18 protein-coding genes and 1 tRNA gene are annotated in these 19170 nt (G+C 71.2%); 6 read left to right on the forward strand and 13 right to left on the reverse strand.

Annotated features, from left to right (window positions below; genetic code table 11):
* Positions 1–14 precede the first annotated feature (14 nt).
* Positions 15–668 carry a response regulator gene (locus D1J60_RS09445; protein ID WP_125603301.1) on the reverse strand — a complete coding sequence of 218 codons (654 nt, stop codon included), beginning with the start codon at positions 666–668 and terminating at the stop codon, positions 15–17.
* 93 nt (positions 669–761) lie between these two features.
* Here D1J60_RS09445 and D1J60_RS09450 point away from each other — a divergent pair.
* The 4 genes from D1J60_RS09450 (at position 762) to D1J60_RS09465 (ending at position 2710) form a co-directional block, all read left to right on the forward strand.
* Positions 762–844, forward strand: a tRNA-Leu gene (locus D1J60_RS09450).
* An 86-nt stretch (positions 845–930) separates the two neighbouring features.
* Positions 931–1707, forward strand: a complete 777-nt coding sequence (locus tag D1J60_RS09455) for a helix-turn-helix domain-containing protein (protein WP_125820802.1) — start codon at positions 931–933, stop codon at positions 1705–1707.
* A 44-nt stretch (positions 1708–1751) separates the two neighbouring features.
* On the forward strand, positions 1752–2417 hold the full coding sequence (locus D1J60_RS09460) for a MerR family transcriptional regulator (RefSeq protein WP_125820803.1): 666 nt from the start codon (positions 1752–1754) through the stop codon (positions 2415–2417).
* A 41-nt stretch (positions 2418–2458) separates the two neighbouring features.
* The gene (locus D1J60_RS09465) at positions 2459–2710 is read left to right on the forward strand and encodes an EF-hand domain-containing protein (protein WP_125820804.1); all 252 of its coding nucleotides are present in this window, start codon (positions 2459–2461) and stop codon (positions 2708–2710) included.
* 59 nt (positions 2711–2769) lie between these two features.
* Here the strand turns inward: D1J60_RS09465 and pyk are convergent, their stop codons facing one another.
* Together pyk and D1J60_RS09475 are read right to left on the reverse strand one after the other, a co-directional pair.
* Positions 2770–4197 carry a pyruvate kinase gene (gene pyk, locus D1J60_RS09470; protein WP_125820805.1) on the reverse strand — a complete coding sequence of 476 codons (1428 nt, stop codon included), beginning with the start codon at positions 4195–4197 and terminating at the stop codon, positions 2770–2772.
* 134 nt (positions 4198–4331) lie between these two features.
* Positions 4332–5042, reverse strand: coding sequence for an SIMPL domain-containing protein (locus tag D1J60_RS09475; protein ID WP_125820806.1), 711 nt, complete (start codon positions 5040–5042; stop codon positions 4332–4334).
* Between the two features lie 141 nt (positions 5043–5183).
* Between D1J60_RS09475 and D1J60_RS09480 the strand changes: the two genes are divergently transcribed.
* Complete coding sequence (locus D1J60_RS09480) at positions 5184–6989, forward strand: 5'-nucleotidase C-terminal domain-containing protein (protein ID WP_125820807.1); 1806 nt, start codon at positions 5184–5186, stop codon at positions 6987–6989.
* Positions 6990–7048: 59 nt separating this feature from the next.
* Here the strand turns inward: D1J60_RS09480 and D1J60_RS09485 are convergent, their stop codons facing one another.
* The 7 genes from D1J60_RS09485 to D1J60_RS09520 all read right to left on the reverse strand — a co-directional run bounded on the left by D1J60_RS09485 (position 7049) and on the right by D1J60_RS09520 (position 16259).
* Entirely contained in the window at positions 7049–8458 is a 1410-nt protein-coding gene (locus D1J60_RS09485; protein ID WP_125820808.1) for a SidA/IucD/PvdA family monooxygenase, read from the reverse strand.
* A complete protein-coding gene (locus D1J60_RS09490; protein WP_125820809.1) occupies positions 8455–9846 on the reverse strand; it encodes an aminotransferase class V-fold PLP-dependent enzyme in 1392 nt (463 codons plus the stop codon). The genes D1J60_RS09485 and D1J60_RS09490 overlap by 4 nt, the downstream gene beginning before the upstream one ends.
* 243 nt (positions 9847–10089) lie before the next feature.
* Entirely contained in the window at positions 10090–11085 is a 996-nt protein-coding gene (gene gap / locus D1J60_RS09495) for a type I glyceraldehyde-3-phosphate dehydrogenase (RefSeq protein ID WP_125820810.1), read from the reverse strand.
* Between the two features lie 122 nt (positions 11086–11207).
* Positions 11208–12164 carry a DJ-1/PfpI family protein gene (locus D1J60_RS09500; RefSeq protein WP_125820811.1) on the reverse strand — a complete coding sequence of 319 codons (957 nt, stop codon included), beginning with the start codon at positions 12162–12164 and terminating at the stop codon, positions 11208–11210.
* Positions 12165–12249: 85 nt separating this feature from the next.
* Complete coding sequence (pepN, locus tag D1J60_RS09505; RefSeq protein ID WP_125820812.1) at positions 12250–14751, reverse strand: aminopeptidase N; 2502 nt, start codon at positions 14749–14751, stop codon at positions 12250–12252.
* An 81-nt stretch (positions 14752–14832) separates the two neighbouring features.
* Positions 14833–15153 carry a chorismate mutase gene (locus tag D1J60_RS09510; protein ID WP_125605821.1) on the reverse strand — a complete coding sequence of 107 codons (321 nt, stop codon included), beginning with the start codon at positions 15151–15153 and terminating at the stop codon, positions 14833–14835.
* A gap of 287 nt (positions 15154–15440) precedes the next feature.
* Positions 15441–16259 carry a serine protease gene (locus tag D1J60_RS09520; protein WP_125820813.1) on the reverse strand — a complete coding sequence of 273 codons (819 nt, stop codon included), beginning with the start codon at positions 16257–16259 and terminating at the stop codon, positions 15441–15443.
* 203 nt (positions 16260–16462) lie between these two features.
* On the opposite strand from D1J60_RS09520, the gene D1J60_RS09525 reads away from it, so the two are divergent.
* On the forward strand, positions 16463–17152 hold the full coding sequence (locus tag D1J60_RS09525; RefSeq protein WP_125820814.1) for an HAD family acid phosphatase: 690 nt from the start codon (positions 16463–16465) through the stop codon (positions 17150–17152).
* Positions 17153–17227: 75 nt separating this feature from the next.
* Here D1J60_RS09525 and D1J60_RS09530 read toward each other — a convergent pair whose 3' ends face one another.
* The 3 genes from D1J60_RS09530 to D1J60_RS09540 all read right to left on the reverse strand — a co-directional run bounded on the left by D1J60_RS09530 (position 17228) and on the right by D1J60_RS09540 (position 19108).
* Positions 17228–17506 carry a hypothetical protein gene (locus D1J60_RS09530; RefSeq protein ID WP_125820815.1) on the reverse strand — a complete coding sequence of 93 codons (279 nt, stop codon included), beginning with the start codon at positions 17504–17506 and terminating at the stop codon, positions 17228–17230.
* 233 nt (positions 17507–17739) lie between these two features.
* Complete coding sequence (locus D1J60_RS09535; RefSeq protein WP_125604920.1) at positions 17740–18405, reverse strand: DUF4360 domain-containing protein; 666 nt, start codon at positions 18403–18405, stop codon at positions 17740–17742.
* A gap of 40 nt (positions 18406–18445) precedes the next feature.
* The gene (locus D1J60_RS09540; protein WP_125604918.1) at positions 18446–19108 is read right to left on the reverse strand and encodes a DUF4360 domain-containing protein; all 663 of its coding nucleotides are present in this window, start codon (positions 19106–19108) and stop codon (positions 18446–18448) included.
* Positions 19109–19170 lie beyond the last annotated feature (62 nt).

The raw sequence follows: 19170 nt of genomic DNA on the forward strand, positions 1-19170 counted from the left end.
TCCTCTCGCCCCGCCTACTTGGCGGCGTTCTGCTTCTTCTCCTCGGCGTCCTCAATGACCGCCTCGGCGACCTGCTGCATGGACATGCGGCGGTCCATGGAGGTCTTCTGGATCCACCGGAACGCGGCCGGCTCGGACAGCTTGTACTCGGTCTGCAGGATGCTCTTGGCCCGGTCGACGAGCTTGCGGGTCTCCAGGCGCGCGGAGAGGTCCGCGACCTCCTTCTCCAGCGCCTTCAGCTCGGCGAACCGGGAGACGGCCATCTCGATGGCCGGGACGACGTCGCTCTTGCTGAAGGGCTTGACCAGGTACGCCATGGCCCCGGCGTCCCGGGCCCGCTCGACGAGGTCGCGCTGCGAGAACGCGGTGAGCATGAGCACGGGGGCGATGGACTCCCCCGCGATCTTCTCGGCGGCGGAGATCCCGTCGAGCACGGGCATCTTCACGTCGAGGATCACGAGGTCGGGCCGGTGCTCCCGGGCCAGCTCGACGGCCGTCTGCCCGTCCCCGGCCTCGCCGACGACGGAGTAGCCCTCCTCTTCGAGCATCTCTTTCAGGTCGAGACGGATGAGCGCCTCGTCCTCGGCGATGACGACGCGGGTCGTCAGCGGCGGAACGTGCGACTGGTCGGCGTCGGGCGTGGGCGTCGACTCGTGCTCGGCGGTCACGGGGTGCTCCTCTTTGCGGGGCTGTGCTGCTTGGATGAGCCTACCTAGCAGCGGCGGCGCATGGTCACCCGGTACACTCCGACGAGCAACCCGGCCGGGTTGGCGGAATGGCAGACGCCGAGGTCTCAAACACCTCTGTCCGAAAGGGCGTGCGGGTTCGAATCCCGCACCCGGCACATCGTTCGATAAGCGGACGCTCACCTTCGCGTGAACGTTCGCTTTTTCGCATCCCGGAAGAGGCGGACTGGCCCAATGTGGCCGCATGTCCCTGCACAGCCTCCAGGTGAGGCAGACCGCACTTTCGCTCCTCCGCTCCGGGGTCCGCAACGCCGAGGTCGCCCGGCAGCTGAACGTCCCCGTCGGCACGATCGGATACTGGAAGCACATGGACCGCGCCAAGCGCGGCGAGTGTCCAGGACGGGGCTTCCACGACTGTCCGAGATGCGACGGGGTGCCTCTGAACCATGCCGCCTATGCGTACCTCCTGGGCCTCTATCTGGGCGACGGCCACATCAGCCACTACTCCGGGCACCGGACGCTCAGCCTCATGATCACGCTGGACGACCACTGGCCGGGAATCCAGGACGAGGCGGAAGCCGCGCTCCGGTCGGTGTTCCCCACACACCGGACGTGCCGGGTCCGGGTCAAGGGCGCGCACAACATCAAGGTCTACTCCAAGCACCTGCCCTGCTTGTTCCCCCAGCACGGCCCGGGGAGGAAGCACGAGCGGCTCATAGCCCTCGCCCCCTGGCAGCAGGAGATCGTCGATCAGCACCCCTGGAACTTCATCCGGGGGTTGATCCACTCGGACGGCTGCCGGATCACGAACTGGACGGTGCGGAAGGGGAAGCGTTACGAGTACCCCCGCTACTGGTTCACGAACGTGTCCGACGACATCCGGAGGCTGTTCACGAACACCCTCGACCGGCTCGGCGTCGCCTGGCGGAACTGCACGCGGCACGGCAGGCCGTACAACGTCTCCGTCGCCCGCAAGGAATCCGTCGCCCTCATGGACGCCCACGTCGGGCCGAAGTACTGAGGCCGGCTTGACCCTCCAGTGGGTGGAGACCGCAGGGTAGGGGCATGGACGGCGTGACGGAGTTGTATGCGATCGGGGAGCTGGCCCGCAGGACCGGGTTGGCGGTGCGGACCATCCGTTTCTACTCCGACGAGGGCATCGTCGCGCCGGCCTGTCGTAGTCGTGCCGGGTACCGGCTGTACGACGACGGCGCGCTGGTGCGGCTGGAGCTGGTGCGGACGCTGCGGGAGCTGGGGGTGGATCTGCCCAGCGTGCGGCGGGTGCTGGATCGGGAGCTGTCGGTGGCCGAGGTGGCCGCCGTGCACGCCGATGCGGTGGAGGCGCAGATCCGGGCGTTGCGGTTGCGTCGGGCGGTGCTGCGGTTGGTGGCGGAGCGCGGGTCGGGTCCGGAGGAGGTTCGGTTGATGCATGACGTGACGCGGTGGGCGGGCGAGGAGCGGCGGCGGCTGGTGGAGCTGCTGGTGGAGGGGGCCGAGGAGTCGGTGGCGGCGATGGTGCGGGCTTCGGCGCCGGAGTTGCCGGAGGATCCGTCGTCGGAGCAGGTGGCGGCGTGGGTGGAGTTGGCGGGGCTGGTGGGGGATGCGGGGTTCCGGGAGGAGTTCAGGCGGGCGCCGGGGGTGGTGGGGCCGGTGGATCCGCGGGTGGAGCGGTACTGGAGGTTGGTGTGGGTGGTGAACGGGTGGGAGGTGGTGCCGGGTTTGGTGCCCTAGGTTGAGGGGGTCAACGGTGTGCGTGGTGGAGGGACGTTTCGGTGAGCGAGAAGGCTCGGAAGCTGTTCGATGCGCTGGATCTGAACCATGACGGGGAGCTGACGCGGGCCGAGGTGATTTCGGCGTTGCGTACCCAGGGGCCGACGCTGGCCGCGCGGGGGGATCTGCCGTTCTGGGGGTTGGGGGACGCAGACGCGTCGTCGGCGTTGTTCGACGCGGCGGACAAGAACGGTGACGCGGTGTTGTCGTTCGAGGAGTTCGAGGCCGAGGTGGACCGCCGGTTCGGCTGGTGACACCCGTGAACGGCGCCGTCGGCCGTCCCCCACCAGGGACGGCCGACGGCGTCGTGGTGTCAGCGGACCGGGTCGCCGATGTGGTGGATGCGGACGAGGTTGGTCTTGCCGGTGACGCCGGGGGGTGAGCCGGCGGTGATGACGACGACGTCGCCGGGGACGCAGCGTCCGATGCGCAGGAGTTCCTCTTCGACCTGGGCGACCATGGCGTCGGTGGAGTCGACGTGGGGGCCGAGGAAGGTTTCTACGCCCCAGGTGAGGTTGAGCTGGGAGCGGGTGGCGGGGTCGGGGGTGAAGGCGAGGAGCGGGATGGGGCTGCGGTAGCGGGAGAGGCGGCGGACGGTGTCGCCGCTCTGGGTGAAGGCGACGAGGAACTTCGCGCCGAGGAAGTCGCCCATTTCGGCGGCCGCGCGGGCTACGGCTCCGCCCTGGGTGCGGGGCTTGTTGCGGTCGGTGAGGGGCGGGAGTCCCTTGGCGAGGATGTCCTCTTCGGCGGCTTCGACGATGCGGGACATGGTGCGGACGGTGTCGATGGGGTGTTTGCCGACGCTGGTCTCGCCGGAGAGCATGACGGCGTCGGTGCCGTCGATGACGGCGTTGGCGACGTCGGAGGCCTCTGCGCGGGTGGGGCGGCTGTTGTCGATCATCGAGTCGAGCATCTGGGTGGCGACGATGACGGGTTTGGCGTTGCGCTTGGCGAGTTTGATGGCGCGCTTCTGGACGATGGGGACTTGTTCCAGGGGCATTTCGACGCCGAGGTCGCCGCGGGCGACCATGATGCCGTCGAAGGCGGCGACGATGTCGTCGATGCTTTCGACGGCCTGGGGCTTCTCGATCTTCGCGATGACGGGGAGGCGGCGGCCTTCCTCGTCCATGATGCGGTGGACGTCTTCGATGTCGCGGCCGGTGCGGACGAAGGAGAGGGCGATGACGTCGGCGCCGGTGCGCAGGGCCCAGCGGAGGTCTTCGATGTCCTTGTCGGAGAGGGCGGGGACGGAGACGGCGACTCCGGGGAGGTTGAGGCCCTTGTGGTCGGAGACCATGCCGCCTTCGATGACGCGGGTGTGGACGCGGGGGCCGTCGACGGAGGTGACTTCGAGGGTGACGCGGCCGTCGTCGACGAGGATGCGTTCGCCGGGGGTGACGTCGTCGGCGAGGCCCTTGTAGGTGGTGCCGCAGGTGTGGCGGTCGCCCTGGTGGTCTTCGACGGTGATGGTGAACTCGTCGCCGCGTTCAAGGAGTACGGGGCCTTCGTGGAAGCGGCCGAGGCGGATCTTCGGGCCTTGAAGGTCGGCGAGGACGCCGACGCTGCGGCCGGTCTCGTCGGAGGCCTTTCGTACGCGTTGGTAGCGCTCCTCGTGTTCGGCGTAGGTGCCGTGGCTGAGGTTGAGGCGGGCGATGTCCATGCCGGCTTCGACCAGGGCTTTGATCTGGTCGTATGAGTCGGTGGCGGGGCCCAGGGTACATACGATTTTCGCTCGGCGCATGGGGCGAGCGTATGCCCTACCGGGGGGTAGGAAATGTGGTCCGGGCGTCTCCTCAACCACCTTTGGGCGAAAGCTTGTTGACATTTTTTGAATGTGCGTGGGGGTGCTCTGATGAGCACCCCCACGGGGGCTGTTCAGAGCTGCGGCGGGGTCATGGTGAAGCGGGCGTTGACCTGGGCGAAGACGGTCTGGCGCTGGGGTTCGAGGTCGAGGGGCGGGGCGCCGGCGTCTTCGGCGGATGCGGCGAAGGCCATGGTGCGCAGGGCGCCGCCGGGCTGGGGGTAGGGGGTGGCGTCCTCGGCTCCGAGGTCGGCGAGTTCGACGAGGGCGGCGAGGTCGGCGCCGAGGGCGTGGGCGTATTCGCGGGCGCGCTGGACGGCTTCGAGTACGGCTTGGCGGCGGGCTTCGCCGTGGGCGGGAGAGGTGGGGCGCAGGGCCCACCAAGGGCCGTCGACCTGGGTGAGTTCGAGGTCGGCGAGGCGGGTGGTGAGTTCGCCGAGGGTGGTGAAGTCGTTGAGTTCGGCGGTGATGTGGACGCGGCCGTGGTAGGCGCGGACGCGTTCGCCGCGGCCGTGGCGGGTGGGTTCGGGGGTGATGGAGAAGGAGCCGGTTTCGATCTTCTCGACGGGTTCGCCGTAGCTCTTGAGGAGTTCGAGGACGGTGGTGTTGCGGCGGGTGAGGTCGTCGAGGGCGGTGCGGCGGTCGGTGCCCCGGGCGCTGACGGTGATGCCGATGCGGGCGATTTCGGGGTCGACTTCGAGGCGGGCTTCTCCGCGGACGGCGACGCGGGGGACCTCGGGGGTTCCGTAGGGCTGGTGGGCGGCGTTCGAGGCGTCCTGGGTCATGGTTTCACTCTCGCACCGGTGCCCGTTCTGGTGTGGTCATCGGATCGAAACCTGCGGGGGGTGTTGCGGTTTGTTACCGGTGGGTCAGAATCTACGCGCGTCGTTCACGCTTCGTAACACGCCTCACAAGGGGAGATGGCAATGGCGTTTGACCGTAGGACTTTCATGGGGGCTTCGGCCGCCACGGGTGCCGCCGTGGCGGTGGCGGGGGCCACGAGCTCGCCGGCGGCCGCCGCGACCGCGCCCGCGGAAGGGTCGCGGGGGTCCAGGACCTACGCGTTCACCGTGATGGGCACGACCGACCTGCACGGGAACGTCTTCAACTGGGACTACTTCACGGACAAGGAGTTCGACGACAAGGCGCACAACGACGTCGGCCTGGCGAAGATCTCGACGCTGGTGGAGCAGGTCCGCGCGGAGAAGGGGCGGTGCAACACGCTGCTGATCGACGCGGGTGACACGATCCAGGGGACGCAGCTCTCCTACTACTACGCGAAGGTGGACCCGATCACCGCGCGGCGTGGTCCGGTGCACCCGATGGCGCAGGCGATGAACGCGATCGGCTACGACGCGGCGGCGCTGGGGAACCACGAGTTCAACTACGGCATCCCGGTGCTGCGGAAGTTCGAGGAGCAGTGCCACTTCCCGCTGCTGGGGGCGAACGCGCTGGACGCGAAGACCCTGCGGCCGGCGTTCGCGCCGTACAGCATGCACCGGCTGCGGACCCCGCACGGGCGTGACGTGAAGGTGGCGGTGCTGGGTCTGACGAACCCGGGCATCGCGATCTGGGACAAGGCGAACGTCCAGGGGCGGATGACGTTCCCGGGGCTGGAGGAGCAGGCGGCGAAGTACGTGCCGAGGCTGCGGTCCATGGGCGCGGACGTGGTGATCGTGTCGGCGCACTCGGGGTCGAGCGGTACGTCCTCGTACGGCGACCAGCTGCCGTACGTGGAGAACGCGGCGGGCCTGGTGGCCGAGCAGGTGCCGGGGATCGACGCGATCCTGGTGGGCCACGCGCACACGGAGATCCCGGAGTACCGGGTGAAGAACAAGGCGACCGGCAAGGACGTGGTGCTGTCGGAGCCGCTGAAGTGGGGGCAGCGGCTGACGCTGTTCGACTTCGAGCTGTCGTGGGAGCGGGGCCGCTGGTCGGTGGCGAAGGTCTCGGCGAAGGTGCTGAACTCGAACACGGCGGCCGAGGACCCGAAGATCACGGGGCTGCTGTCGGACGAGCACCGCAAGGTCGTCGCGTACGTCAACCAGGTGATCGGGACGTCGACGCAGGCGATGTCGTCGGCCGAGGGGCCGGTGAAGGACGTGCCGATCATCGACCTGATCAACCACGTGCAGGCGGAGACGGTGAAGGCGGCGCTGGCCGGTTCCGAGTGGGGGAAGCTGCCGGTGCTGTCGCAGGCGTCCTGCTTCTCGCGGACCGCGGCGATCCCGGCCGGCCAGGTGACGATCAAGGACGCGGCGGGGCTGTACCCGTTCGAGAACACCCTGGAGGCGCGCCTGCTGACGGGCGCGCAGCTGAAGGACTACCTGGAGTACTCGGCGCGGTACTACGTGCGGACGGCTCCGGACGGGGCGGTGGACCCGGCGAAGCTGACGAACGCGGAGAGCATCCCGGACTACAACTACGACGCGGTGTACGGGCTGACGTACGACATCGACATCGCGCAGCCGGTGGGTTCGCGGATCACGGGGCTGTCGTTCGCGGGGAAGCCGGTGGATCCGGCGGCGCAGTTCGTGTTCGCGGTGAACAACTACCGGGCTTCGGGCGGCGGGGCGTTCCCGCACGTGCCGAAGGCGAAGCAGCTGTGGGCCAACTCCGACGAGATCCGTAACACGATCATCCAGTGGGTGAAGGCGAAGGGCACCGTGGACCCGGCGGCGTTCGCCTCGGTGGACTGGCGTCTGACGCGGGCGGGCGTGCCCGTGTTCTAGGCCCTCTTCGTGGTGCGTGCGGCCGGGTCCTGCTGTGGCGGGTCCCGGCCGTGTGCGTTTCAGGGGTGGTCGACGAGGGGCCGGAGGTTGACGGCGCGGCGGGGGCGGGCGGGGTCGCGCTGTTCAAGGCCGAAGGTGGTGAAGGCGGTGCGGTGGGGCTGGGGGTAGGGCTCCTTGCCGGTGAGGGTGTTGAGGATGGCGGCGCTGCGCCAGGCGGCGAGACCGAGGTCGGGGGTGCCGACGCCGTGGGTGTGGCGTTCGCCGTTCTGGACGAAGACGGTGCCGCTGACGGAGGGGTCGAGGACCATGCGGTAGCGGTCGTCGATGCGGGGGCGGCCGGAGGAGTCCTTGCGCATGTACGGGTCGAGGCCGGCGAACAGGCTGGTGAGGGGGCGTTCCCGGTAGCCGGTGGCGAGGACGACGGCATCGGTGGTGAGGCGGGAGCGGGTGCCCTGCTGGTCGTGTTCGAGGTGGAGTTCGACCTTGGTGGTGGCGACGCGGCCGGCGGTGCGGACGGTGACCCCGGGGGTGAGGACGGTGTCGGGCCAGCCGCCGTGGAGGGTGCGGCGGTAGAGCTCTTCGTGGATGGCGGCGATGGTGGCGGTGTCGATGCCCTTGTGGAGCTGCCACTGGGCGGGGACGAGCCGGTCGCGGACGGGTTCGGGGAGGTCGTGGAAGTAGCGGGTGTAGTCGGGGGTGAAGTGTTCCAGGCCGAGCTTGGAGTACTCCATGGGGGCGAAGGAGGGGGTGCGGGCGAGCCAGGTGAGGCGTTCGCGGCCGGCGGGGCGGTTGCGGAGCAGGTCGAGGAAGACCTCGGCGCCCGACTGGCCGGAGCCGATGACGGTGACGTGCTCGGCGCCGAGGATGCGGGCGCGGTTGTCGAGGTAGTCGGCCGAGTGGATGACGGGGACGGTGGGGGCGTCGGCGAGGGGGCGCAGGGGTTCGGGGACGAACGGGGCCGTGCCGATGCCGAGGACGAGGTTGCGGGTGTAGGTGCGGCCGAGGGCTTCGGCTTCCCCGTCGGTGTCGAGCTGGGTGTAGTCGACTTCGAACAGGTCGCGTTCGGGGTTCCAGCGGACGGCGTCGACCTGGTGGCCGAAGTGGAGGCCGGGGAGGCGTCCGGCGACCCACCGGCAGTAGGCGTCGTATTCGGCCCGCTGGATGTGGAACTGCTCGGCGAAGTAGAAGGGGTAGAGCCGTTCCTTGTGCTTGAGGTAGCTGAGGAAGGTCCAGGGGCTGGCGGGGTCGGCGAGGGTGACGAGGTCGGCGAGGAAGGGCACTTGGAGGGTGGCGCCGTCGAGGAGGAGGCCGGGGTGCCAGCGGAAGTCGCGGCGCTGGTCGTAGAAGACGGCGGCGAGGGGGTCGGCGCCCTGTTGGGGGAGGCCGTGGGCGAGGGCCGCCAGGGAGAGGTTGAAGGGGCCGATGCCGATTCCGACGAGGTCGTGGGGTGCATCGTGCTGGGCGGTCATCGGTGGCTTCTGCCTTCCAGGAGGGCGACGAGGGTGTCCAGGTCCCGCGCGGTGGTGTGGGGGTTGAGCAGGGTCGCCTTGAGCCAGAGCCGGCCGTCGGCGGTGGCGCGCCCGAGGACGGCGGTGCCGTCGTGGAGGAGGGTGCGGCGCAGGGCGGCGAGGCGGTCGTCGTCGGTGGGGGTGGGCCGGAAGAGGACCGTGCTGATGGTGGGGTGCGCGTGGAGTTCGAAGCCGGGGTGTGCGTCGAGGATTTCGGCGAGCCTGTGGGCTGCGGCGCAGGTGTGGTCGATGAGCCGGGCGAGGCCGTCGCGGCCGAGTGAGCGGAGGGTGGCGGCGATCTTGAAGGCGTCGGGGCGGCGGGTGGTGCGCAGGGAGCGGCCGAGGAGGTCGGGCAGGCCGGCTTCGGTGTCGTCGGCGGCGTTGAGGTAGTCGGCCTGGTGGGCGAGGGGTGCCAGCAGGGTGGTGTCGGGGACGGCGAGGAGGCCGGCGGCGACGGGTTGCCAGCCGAGTTTGTGCAGGTCGAGGGTGATGGACCGGGCGCGGTGGAGGCCGCCCAGCTTGCCTCGGTGGCGGGGGCTGAAGGCGAGGGCCCCGCCGTAGGCGGCGTCCACGTGGAGTTCGGCCCCGTGGCGTTCGCAGACGTCGGCGAGGGCGTCGAGGGGGTCGATGAGGCCCGCGTCGGTGGTGCCGGCGGTGGCGGTGACGAGGGCGGGGCCGGGGGTGCCGGCGAGGGCCGCGTCGAGGGTGGCGGGGTCGAGGGTGCCGGCGGGGGTGGGGAGGGCGGTGGCCGGGGGCAGCCCGAGGAGCCAGGCGGCGCGGGGCACCGAGTGGTGGGCGTTCGCGCCGTGCAGGACCGTGAGGCGGGGGCCGTGGCGTTCGCGGGCCAGGAGGAGGGCCAGCTGGTTGGCTTCGGTGCCGCCGGTGGTGAGGAGGGCGTCGGCGCGGGGGGTGTCGTAGAACTCGGCGGCGAGGGCGCGGGTGAGGAGGGCCTCGATGGCGGAGGCGGCGGGCGCCTGGTCCCAGGAGTCGAGGGAGGGGTTGAGGGCGCTGACGGCGAGGTCGGCGGCGGCCGCGACCGCGAGCGGGGGGCAGTGCAGGTGGGCCGCGCAGAGGGGGTCAGCGGGGTCGGCGGCGCCGGCCGCGAGGGTGTGGACGAGGGTGGCGAGGGCTTCGTGGTCGCCGGTGCCGTGGGTGGGGAGTACGTCGCCCAGTGCGGCCCGGACGCGGGCCGTGACGGGGGCGGGGCCGCCGGCGGGGAGGGGACCCTTGCGCTCCGCGGCGCCGGTGTGGAGGGCGGTGAGGACCGTGTCGAGGAGGGGGCGGAGCGATTCTGCCGCGTGGGGGCCGCCGGCCAGCGGGGGCGCGGCGGCGGGCCCTGGCTCGGTCATCGGTCCTCCTGCTGTCACCGGGGTGGGCGGGACACCCGGCCGGTACAACGATCAGACCCGAATGGGGTAACCGGTGGAGGAGGATGAATTGCCCGGCCCTCGAACGCACCGGCCCTCGAACGCCGGCGGGGCCGGCTTCGGCCGGCCGGGGGCTGGAGGGCGCCGGCCCGGTTCGGACATGGGTGAGCGCCGCAGTTGCCAGGTCAGTACCAACTGCGGCGCTCGGTATGGGAGGGGCTGGGGTCAGCCTGCGAGGAGGGTGAGGGTGTCGATCACGCGGTTCGAGAAGCCCCACTCGTTGTCGTACCAGGCGACGACCTTGATGTGGCGGCCCTCGACGCGGGTGAGCTCGGAGTCGAAGATCGACGAGGCGGGGTTGCCCGTGATGTCGGAGGAGACCAGCGGGTCCTCCGAGTACTCCAGCACGCCGGCCAGCGGGCCCGCTGCGGCGGTGCGGTAGGCCTCCAGGACCTGCTCGCGGGTCACGTCGCGGGCGACGGTGGTGTTGAGCTCGACGATGGATCCGACCGGGACCGGTACGCGGATCGAGTCGCCGGAGAGCTTGCCGTCGAGCTGCGGCAGGACCAGGCCGATGGCCTTGGCGGCGCCCGTCGAGGTCGGGACGATGTTGACGCCGGCGGCGCGGGCGCGGCGCGGGTCGCGGTGCGGGCCGTCCTGGAGGTTCTGCTCCTGGGTGTAGGCGTGCACCGTGGTCATGAAGCCGTGCTCGATGCCGGCGAGTTCGTCCAGGACGGCGGCCAGCGGCGCGAGGGCGTTGGTCGTGCAGGAGGCGTTCGAGACGACCGTGTGCAGTTCCGCGTCGTAGGCGTCGGTGTTGACGCCGTAGGCGAGGGTGACGTCGGCGCCGTCGGAGGGCGCGCTGACGAGGACCTTGCGGGCGCCGGCCTTGATGTGGGCGCGGGCGGCCTCGGCGGAGGTGAAGCGGCCGGTGGCCTCCAGGACGAGGTCGACCTCGAGGTCGGCCCACGGCAGCTGGGCCGGCTCGCGTTCGGCGAGGACCTTGATGCGACGGCCGTCGACGACCAGGACGTCGCCCTCGACGGTGACCGGGCGGCCGAGGCGGCCGGAGGTGGTGTCGAAGGCGAGCAGCCGGGCGAGGGCGGTGGGCTCGGTGAGGTCGTTGATGGCGACGACCTCGAGGTTCGTGTCGCGTTCGAGGAGCGCGCGCAGCACGTTGCGTCCGATGCGGCCGAATCCGTTGATGGCGATGCGAGTCATGTGTGCGTGTCCCTTCAGTTCGCGCCCTCAGGTTCGCGCGTGGCGGGCGGGCCTGACAGGGGCGAGATCGCCACGGTTCGAAAGGATCCCGCCACAGGCCGCCGGGGAGGGGCGGGCGGGGGTCAGCCGCCCTGGGTGAAGGTGCGGCGGTATTCGGTGGGGGTGGTGTCGAGGATGCGCTGGAAGTGGAGGCGCAGGTTGGCGCCGGTGCCGAGGCCGACGTCGGCGGCGATCTGCTCGACCCCGCGTTCGGAGCGTTCGAGGAGTTCGCGGGCGAGGTCGATGCGGGCGCGCATGACCCACTGCATGGGGGTGTAGCCGGTGTCCTCGACGAAGCGGCGCGAGAAGGTGCGGGGGGAGACGGCGGCGTGCTGGGCGAGGGTTTCGAGGGTGAGGGGTTCGGCGAGGCGGTGCAGGGCCCATTCGCGGGTGGCGGCGAAGCGTTCGCCGAGGGGTTCGGGGACGCTGCGCGGGACGTACTGGGCCTGGCCGCCGCTGCGGTAGGGGGCGGCGACGAGGCGGCGGGCGGCGTGGTTGGAGGCGGCGACGCCGAGGTCGCGGCGCAGGATGTGCAGGCACAGGTCGATGCCGGAAGCGGCGCCGGCGGAGGTGAGGACGCTGCCCTCGTCGACGAAGAGGACGTTCTCGTCGACCTGGACGTGGGGGTGTCTGGCGGCGAGGGCGCGTGCGTAGTGCCAGTGGGTGGTGGCGCGTTTGCCGTCGAGGAGGCCGGTGGCGGCGAGGGCGAAGGCGCCGGTGGAGATCGCGGCGAGGCGTGCGCCGCGCCGGTGGGCGGCGGTGAGGGCGTCGAGGACGGGCCGGGGCGGGTCTTCGCGGTCGGGGAAGCGGTAGCCGGGGACGAAGACGATGTCGGCCCAGGCGAGGGCGTCGAGTCCGTGGGTGACGTAGTAGGAGAGTCCGTCGCCGCCGGTGACGAGGCCGGGTGCGGCGCCGCAGACGCGGACCTCGTACGGCATGCTCGCGCGGGTCGTGAAGACCTGTGCGGGGATGCCGACGTCGAGCGGTTTGGCCCCCTCGAGGACGAGAACGGCGACGCGATGCAGGTGGGAGGGCGGCACGGGACAAAGGGTACGCGGGTGGGCGGGGCCGTCGGGCGGCCTCCGCGGTGGCGGGGCCGCCCGGCGGGCGGGGGCGCGTACGGGGTCAGGCGCCGCGGACGCGCAGGGCGCGGGCGAGGTCGTCGAGCTGGTCGACCAGGACGCGGCGCAGCATCGGGATGATGCCGGGGTCTTCGAGGCAGGCGTGGCCGGCCTGGAGGTGGGCGGGGTCGATGGCGTGGGCGGGGAAGGCCCAGCGGCCGGCGGCTTCGCCGATGGCGGGGCCGCGGCGGCCGGCGAGGGCGACGGCTTCGGGGTAGTAGCGGGGGACGTAGTCGCGTACGAGGTCGGCTTGTTCGGGCTGCCAGAAGCCCTGGGCGGTGGCGGTGAAGAGGTAGTTGGAGAGGGTGTCGTCGTGGAAGAGGCGCTGCCAGGCGGCGGCCTTGGCCTCGGGGGTGGGCAGGGCGGCGTGGCAGCGGGCGGCACCCTGCTGTCCGGTGGCGCTGGGGTCCTCGGCGAGGGCGGCGTCGATGGTGTCCGCGTCGACGGCGCCGAGGACGCAGAGGCGGGCGAGGATGCGCCAGCGCAGTTCGGGGTCGAGTTCGGGTCCGCCGGTGACGGTGTCGGCGGCGAGCCAGGCGGCGATGGTGTCGGGCTGGGTGGCGCTGTCGATGAAGGTGCGCACGGCGGCCAGGCGCAGGCCCGGGTCGGAGCCGTCCTCGGTGCGGCGCAGCAGGTCGCGGGTGGCGCTGGTGATGAGGCCGAGGGCGGTGTCGCGGTCGGCGGGGGCGGTGTAGCGGTCGGCGATCTGGGTGCGGGCGAAGCCGAGGACGCCCTGGACGACGGCGAGGTCGGATTCCTCGGGGATGTGGGCGTCGAGGGTGTGGAGGTAGTCGAAGGGGTCGAGTTCGCCGTCGCGGACCATGTCGCGCAGGGAGCCCCAGACGACGGCCCGGGTGAGGGGGTCGGGGATGCGGGAGAGGTCGCGCAGGGCGGTTTCGAGGGAGGTCTCGTCGAGGCGGATCTTGGCGTAGGTGAGGTCGCCGTCGTTGAGGACGAGGAGGTCGGGGCGGGGGCCGGAGGCGGAGAGGACCTCGTCGGTGGGGACGTCGAGGTCGAGGAGTGCGGTGCGTTCGAGTACGCCGTCGGCGGCGCGGGTGTAGGTGCCGGCCTGGATGCGGTGGGGGCGGCTGCCGTGGCGGTCGACGGTGAGGGTCCAGCCGCCGTGGCTGTCCTCGACGCGGGGGGTGAGGGTGTCGGGGCCGGTGGTGCGCAGCCAGGTCTCGGCCCAGGTGTGGACGTCGCGGTCGGTGTTGGCGGCGAGGGAGTCCACGAAGTCGGCGAGGGAGGCGTTGGCGAACTTGTGGCGTGCGAAGTGGGTGTTGATGCCGGCGAGGAAGTCCTTCTCGCCGAGCCAGGCGACGAGCTGGCGCAGGGCGGAGGCGCCCTTGGCGTAGGAGATGCCGTCGAAGTTGAGGAGGGCGGAGGCGGTGTCGGGGACGTCGTCGGGGCCGGGGGCGACGGGGTGGGTGGAGGGGCGCTGGTCGGCGGCGTAGCCCCAGGGCTTGCGTTCCATGCCGAATTCGGTCCAGGTGCCGGTGAAGCGGGTGGCTTCGGTGAGGGTCTGGTAGCCCATGTACTCGGCGAAGGACTCGTTGAGCCAGATGTCGTCGAACCAGGCGAGGGTGACGAGGTCGCCGAACCACATGTGGGCCATCTCGTGGGCGATGACCATGGCGCGGCGCTGGCGTTCGGTGTCGGTGACGGCGGAGCGGAAGACGAATTCGTCGCGGAAGGTGACGAGTCCGGGGTTCTCCATGGCGCCGGCGTTGAACTCGGGGACGAAGGCCTGGTCGTAGGAGTCGAAGGGGTAGGGCTCGGTGAACTTCTCGTGGTAGCGGTCGAAGCAGGCGGTGGTGACGGAGAGGATCTCGTCGGCGTCGGCGTCGAGGTGGGGGGCGAGGGACTTGCGGCAGTGGATGCCGAAGGGGAGTCCGGCGTGGGTGGTGGTGACGCTGTGCCAGGGGCCGGCGGCGACGGCGGCGAGGTAGGTGGAGATGGCGGGGGTGGGGTCTGACATCCAGACGGCCGCTCCGTCTTCCTTGCGGTTGCCGAAGGGGCGGGCGACGCCGTTGGTGAGGACGGTCCAGTGTGCGGGGACGGCGACGCTGAAGACGAAGGCGGCCTTCAGGTCGGGCTGGTCGAAGGCGGGGAAGACGCGCTGGACGTCGTCCATGAACATCTGGGAGTAGACGTACGTCTCGCCGTCCGCGGGGTCGGTGAAGCGGTGCAGTCCCTCGCCGGTGCGGGAGTAGCGCATGCGGGCGCCGATGCTCAGCTCGTGGGGGCCGGGGGTGAGGCCGGTGAGCGGGAGGCGGTTGCCGTCGAGGGTGGCCGGGTCGAGGGGGTTGCCGTCGAGGGTGGCGGTGAGCAGCTCGTCCGGCTTGAGTTCGACGAAGGTGTCTCCGGCGGCGCGGGCGGTGAACCTGATGACGGTGTCGGACTGGAAGGTCTCGTCTCCGGTGGTGAGGTCGAGGCCGACGGCGTAGTCGTGGACGTCGAGGAGCTGGGCTCGGAGCTGCGCTTCGGTGCGCGTCAGTGCGGACATGCGGCCCATGCTGCCGGATGGGCGGGTCCGCTCCCAGGGTTTCGGGGGGCGGGGCCGGGCGCGGGCCCGGCCCCGGGGCCGTCACTCCTCGCCGGCGGCGATGGTCTCGTGGTGGCGGATGACTTCGGCGATGATGAAGTTGAGGAGCTTCTCGGCGAAGGCCGGGTCGAGTTTGGCGTTTTCGGCGAGCTGGCGGAGGCGGGCGATCTGGCTGGCCTCGCGGCCCGGGTCGGCCGGGGGCAGCTGGTGCTTGGCCTTGAGGTGGCCGACCTGCTGGGTGCACTTGAAGCGCTCGGCGAGCATGTGGACCACGGCCGCGTCGATGTTGTCGATGCTGTCGCGCAGGCGGGACAGTTCGGCGGTGACGTTCTCGTCGATCTCGTCGATGTCGCTGTTGTTCATGGTTCCCGAGCTTACGTGGCGGGCGTCGTCGGCACCTCTGTCAGTCGGTCCGTGAGACGGGGGGGCGGGGCGCGGGGTCACAGGGGCGGGTGGGCGGTGACGAGCCGGCCGCCTTCGGGGGCGGGTCCGGCAGTGAGGGAGCCGCCGGGGGCTTCGGCGCGTTCGGCCGTTCCGGCGAGCCGGTAGCCGCCGCCGCGGGCGTTCTCGGAGAGTCCGGGCGCCTCGTCCTTCCGGCCGGTTCGGGTCCGGCCGGAAGGACGAGTGCGCGGGTCGGGGGCTGCCGGGGGTTACAGGGTGGCGGCCGCGGACTTGATGGCGGCGGCGAAGGTGGAGACCTCGGTGTAGACGCCGGGGTAGTTGGGGCGGGCGCAGCCCTGGCCCCAGCTGACGATGCCGACCTGGATCCAGGCGTTGTTGTTGTCGCGGCGGAACATGGGGCCGCCGGAGTCGCCCTGACAGGTGTCCGTGCCGCCCTGGGCGTAGCCGGCGCAGATCTCCTCGGCGGGGACGAGTTCGCTGCCGTAGGAGCTCTGGCAGGAGGCGTCGGAGACGAAGGGGACCTGGGCCTTGAGGAGGTAGCGCTGCTGGCTGCCGCCTTCGCGGGCGGCGCCCCAGCCGGCGACGGTGAAGGTGCCGTTGTCGTAGGCCTTGGTCTCGGCGATCTTGAGGGTGGGCAGGTTGATGGGCTGGGCGAGCTTGATCAGGGCCCAGTCCTTGCCCTGGCCGTTGTAGCCGGGGGCCTGGAGCACCTTGGTGGACTTGACCTTGATGGCGCTGCTGCTCTGGAGGTCGACGACACCGGCGGTGGCGGTGATGGAGGTGTTGTTGCCGGAGCCGCTGACGCAGTGGGCGGCGGTGAGGACGATCTGCTGGGTGTAGAGGGCTCCGCCGCAGCCCATGGAGAGGCGGACCATGAAGGGGAACTCGCCCTGCGCGGCGCGGGTGCCGCCGACGACGGGGGCGGGTGAGGCGCTGGCTCCGGCGGGCTGGAGGCTGACGGCGGCGAGGGCGACGGCGCCGACGGCGAGGGAGCGCTTGACGATTCTGCCGAGGGTGGTCACGGTCAACACACTGCCTTTCGTGGGGGGTTGGGCCGTGCGTGTCATCGGGTGAATGACGCGTCCATGACACATCCATCGCCGCACCGCCAACAAGAACGCCTTTTCGGCCACGTTCGGCCCGCCCCGGGAAGAACGAAGATCATTCACCGATCGGCCATGAAAAGTTCCCTACCGGCCAGTAGACACCGGTGGGGTTCTGGCCAACTCTGGTCACGTACATGCCAACCCGTGACCGAGGAGCGCCCCCCATGCGCAGCACCCGCCGCACCCGCACGTCCCGCACCGCCGCAGCCACCGTCGCCGTCGCCGCCGCCGTGCTGGCCCTGCTCCCGGCCACCGCCGCCGAGGCGGCCCCCGCCGCCGCACCCGCGCCGGCCCCGGCCCCGGTCACCGCCGCCGCCCTCACCTCCGCGCCGGGCGGCAACGCCGCGATCCTCGGCATCGACTACGCCACCTGGCAGCGCGACGTGGCCGCCGTCATCGACGCCGCGCGCCCCGCCATCGAGCGGCGCATCGCCGCCTCCCCGGCCGGCGAGAAGCCCGCGATCGTCCTCGACATCGACAACTCCTCGCTGGAGACGGACTTCCACTGGTTCTGGACGTTCCCGACGCCCGCGATCGAGAAGGTCCGCGCGCTGACCCAGTACGCCGCCGAGCGCGGCGTGGCGATCTTCTTCGTCACCGCCCGCCCCGGGATCGTGTTCTCGCTGACCGAGCGGAACCTGAAGTCGGTCGGCTACCCGGTCAGCGGGCTGTACGTACGGGACCTGCCCGCCCTGTTCGAGCAGGTCAGCGCGTACAAGACGGCCAAGCGGGCCGAGATCGAGGCGCGCGGCCACACGATCATCGCCAACATCGGGAACAACGAGAGCGACCTGGTCGGCGGGCACGCCGAGCGCACCGTCAAGCTCCCCGACTACGGCGGCAAGCTGTCCTGACCCCGCGCGCCCGGACGGCCGCCCACCCGGCGGCCGCTCCGCTCCGGCGCCCGCTCCGCTCCGGTGCCCCCGTCCTCAGCCTCCGCAGCCGTAGAGCCGGCTTCCGCAGCTCTCCTCGTGCGTGTGGTCGGCCTCGCCGGAGGCGGGGCCGTCACCGGGTGCGGCGGGCCCGTCGTGGAGGATCGCGAGCGGGATGCCGATCAGCATGGGGAAGCCGAGGAAAATGGCGAGCATCCACCAGCCGATCGCGTCCTGGACGCCCTGGAGGCCGGGATCCCACAGGATCCAGAACTCCGCCGCCCACGCGGCGGCGTTCAGCCCCAGGAAGAGCGTCAACCAGCGTTCGTCCTTCATGCCCAACCCCTGCCGCCGCCGTATCGGGCATGTGTTCCCGTGACGCGGCGGCGGAACACCTACCTCCGTCACAACATGATGGGCGGCGGCGGTTCAGCGGGCGGACGGAGCGGGTAGTCATATGGCAGAGCACGAGAAGGGCTCCGGCCCCGACCCCTCGCCAGGGGGCCGGGCCCGGAGCCCTTTCGCCGTCCGCGCCGAGGCGCGGACGGCGGCGTGGCCGCCGGCGGGGGCTAGCCCTTCTTCGGGCCGGCCGGGCAGACCTGCCAGGCGAGGTGGTAGAGGGTGCTGACGCTGGCGTCGGTGGAGTCCATGGCCATGAAGCTCGTGCTCTGGGGGCTGGAGCTGCCGGCGTTCACGCGCAGTTCGGTGTTGATGTTGAAGTTGCGCTTCTCGCCGCACGGGGCCCAGACGAGGTCGGCGTACTCCGTCTTGTCGCTCGTCTGCCAGTTGTCGTTGAGGGGACCGGTGAACTGGTGGGTCCGCTGGGACGTCTGGGGCATTCCCTGGAAGTAGTAGTTCGCCCGTTCCTGGCCGGAGGCGCCGGGCTGGAGGAAGGCGAATCCGCGGTAGTCGGCCTGCACGATGGCGTAGGTGAAGCCGGAGGGCACGTGGACGCGGAGGTTGAGCTGGCAGTTCTTGCGGAAGGCGGTCGGCGGGGCGCCCGGGCCGACCTGGGCCATGTAGTCGCTGTAGGTGACGGTGAAGGCGGTGTTGTCCGGGGCTACGGCGACCTGGGCGGTGCCTTCGCGGCAGCCGGAGCCGTTGACGGTGGCGAGTTCGATCACGATCTTGTCGGGCGGGACGGTGATCGGGCCGCCGGCGACGGCGGGGGTGGAGGCGGTGACCAGCGCGGCGGCCGCGGCGCCGATGAGCAGGGGGGTCCTGAGGCGAGACATCGTTGTCACTCCTGACCTTCGTTGGCTTCAGGCGCTGCTGTCAGCGGGCGGGACATTCCTTCCACTCGAAGTGGTAGACGGTGCTGACGCTGCCGTCGGTGGAGTCCATGCTCATGAAGCTCAGCGCCTGCGGGCTGGAGGTGCCGCCGTAGACCCGCAGTTCGGTGTTGACGTTGAGGTTGCGCTCCTCGCCGCAGGGGGCCCAGACGAGGTCGGCGTACTCGGTCTGGTCGCTCGCCTGCCAGTTGTCGGTGAAGGGGCCGTTGAACTGGTGGGTGGTGCGGGCGGTCTGGGCGTTGCCCTGGAAGTAGTAGTTCGCGCGCTCCTGGCCGTAGGCGCCGCGCTGGAGGTGGGCGAAGCCGCGGTAGTCGGCGCGGGCGATGGCGTACGTGAAGCCCTGGGGGACGTGGATCCGCAGGGCCAGCTGGCAGTTCTTGCGGAAGTCGGTGCCGCCGGAGCCGGCGCCGGTCTGGGCGAGGTAGTTGCTGTAGGTGACGGTGAAGGCCGTGTTGTCGGAAGCGGCGGCGACGGTGGCGGTGCCCTGGGGGCAGCCGGAGCCGTTGACTCCGACGACGTCGACCGTGATCCGGCCGGGCGGCGGGACGTACGGGGGGTCCGCCGGGGCGTGCGCCTGGGCGGGTGCGGCGGCCACGGCGGACAGCACCGTGACGGCGGCACCGACGGCGATTCTGCGGAACGGCATGTCGGGGTTCCCCAATCGTCGGGAATTCGGCGTGCACATGCCATCACGCGGCCGCTGGGGCG

Origin of the sequence: Streptomyces sp. W1SF4, assembly GCF_003950035.1 — a bacterium.
GTDB lineage: Bacteria > Actinomycetota > Actinomycetes > Streptomycetales > Streptomycetaceae > Streptomyces > Streptomyces racemochromogenes.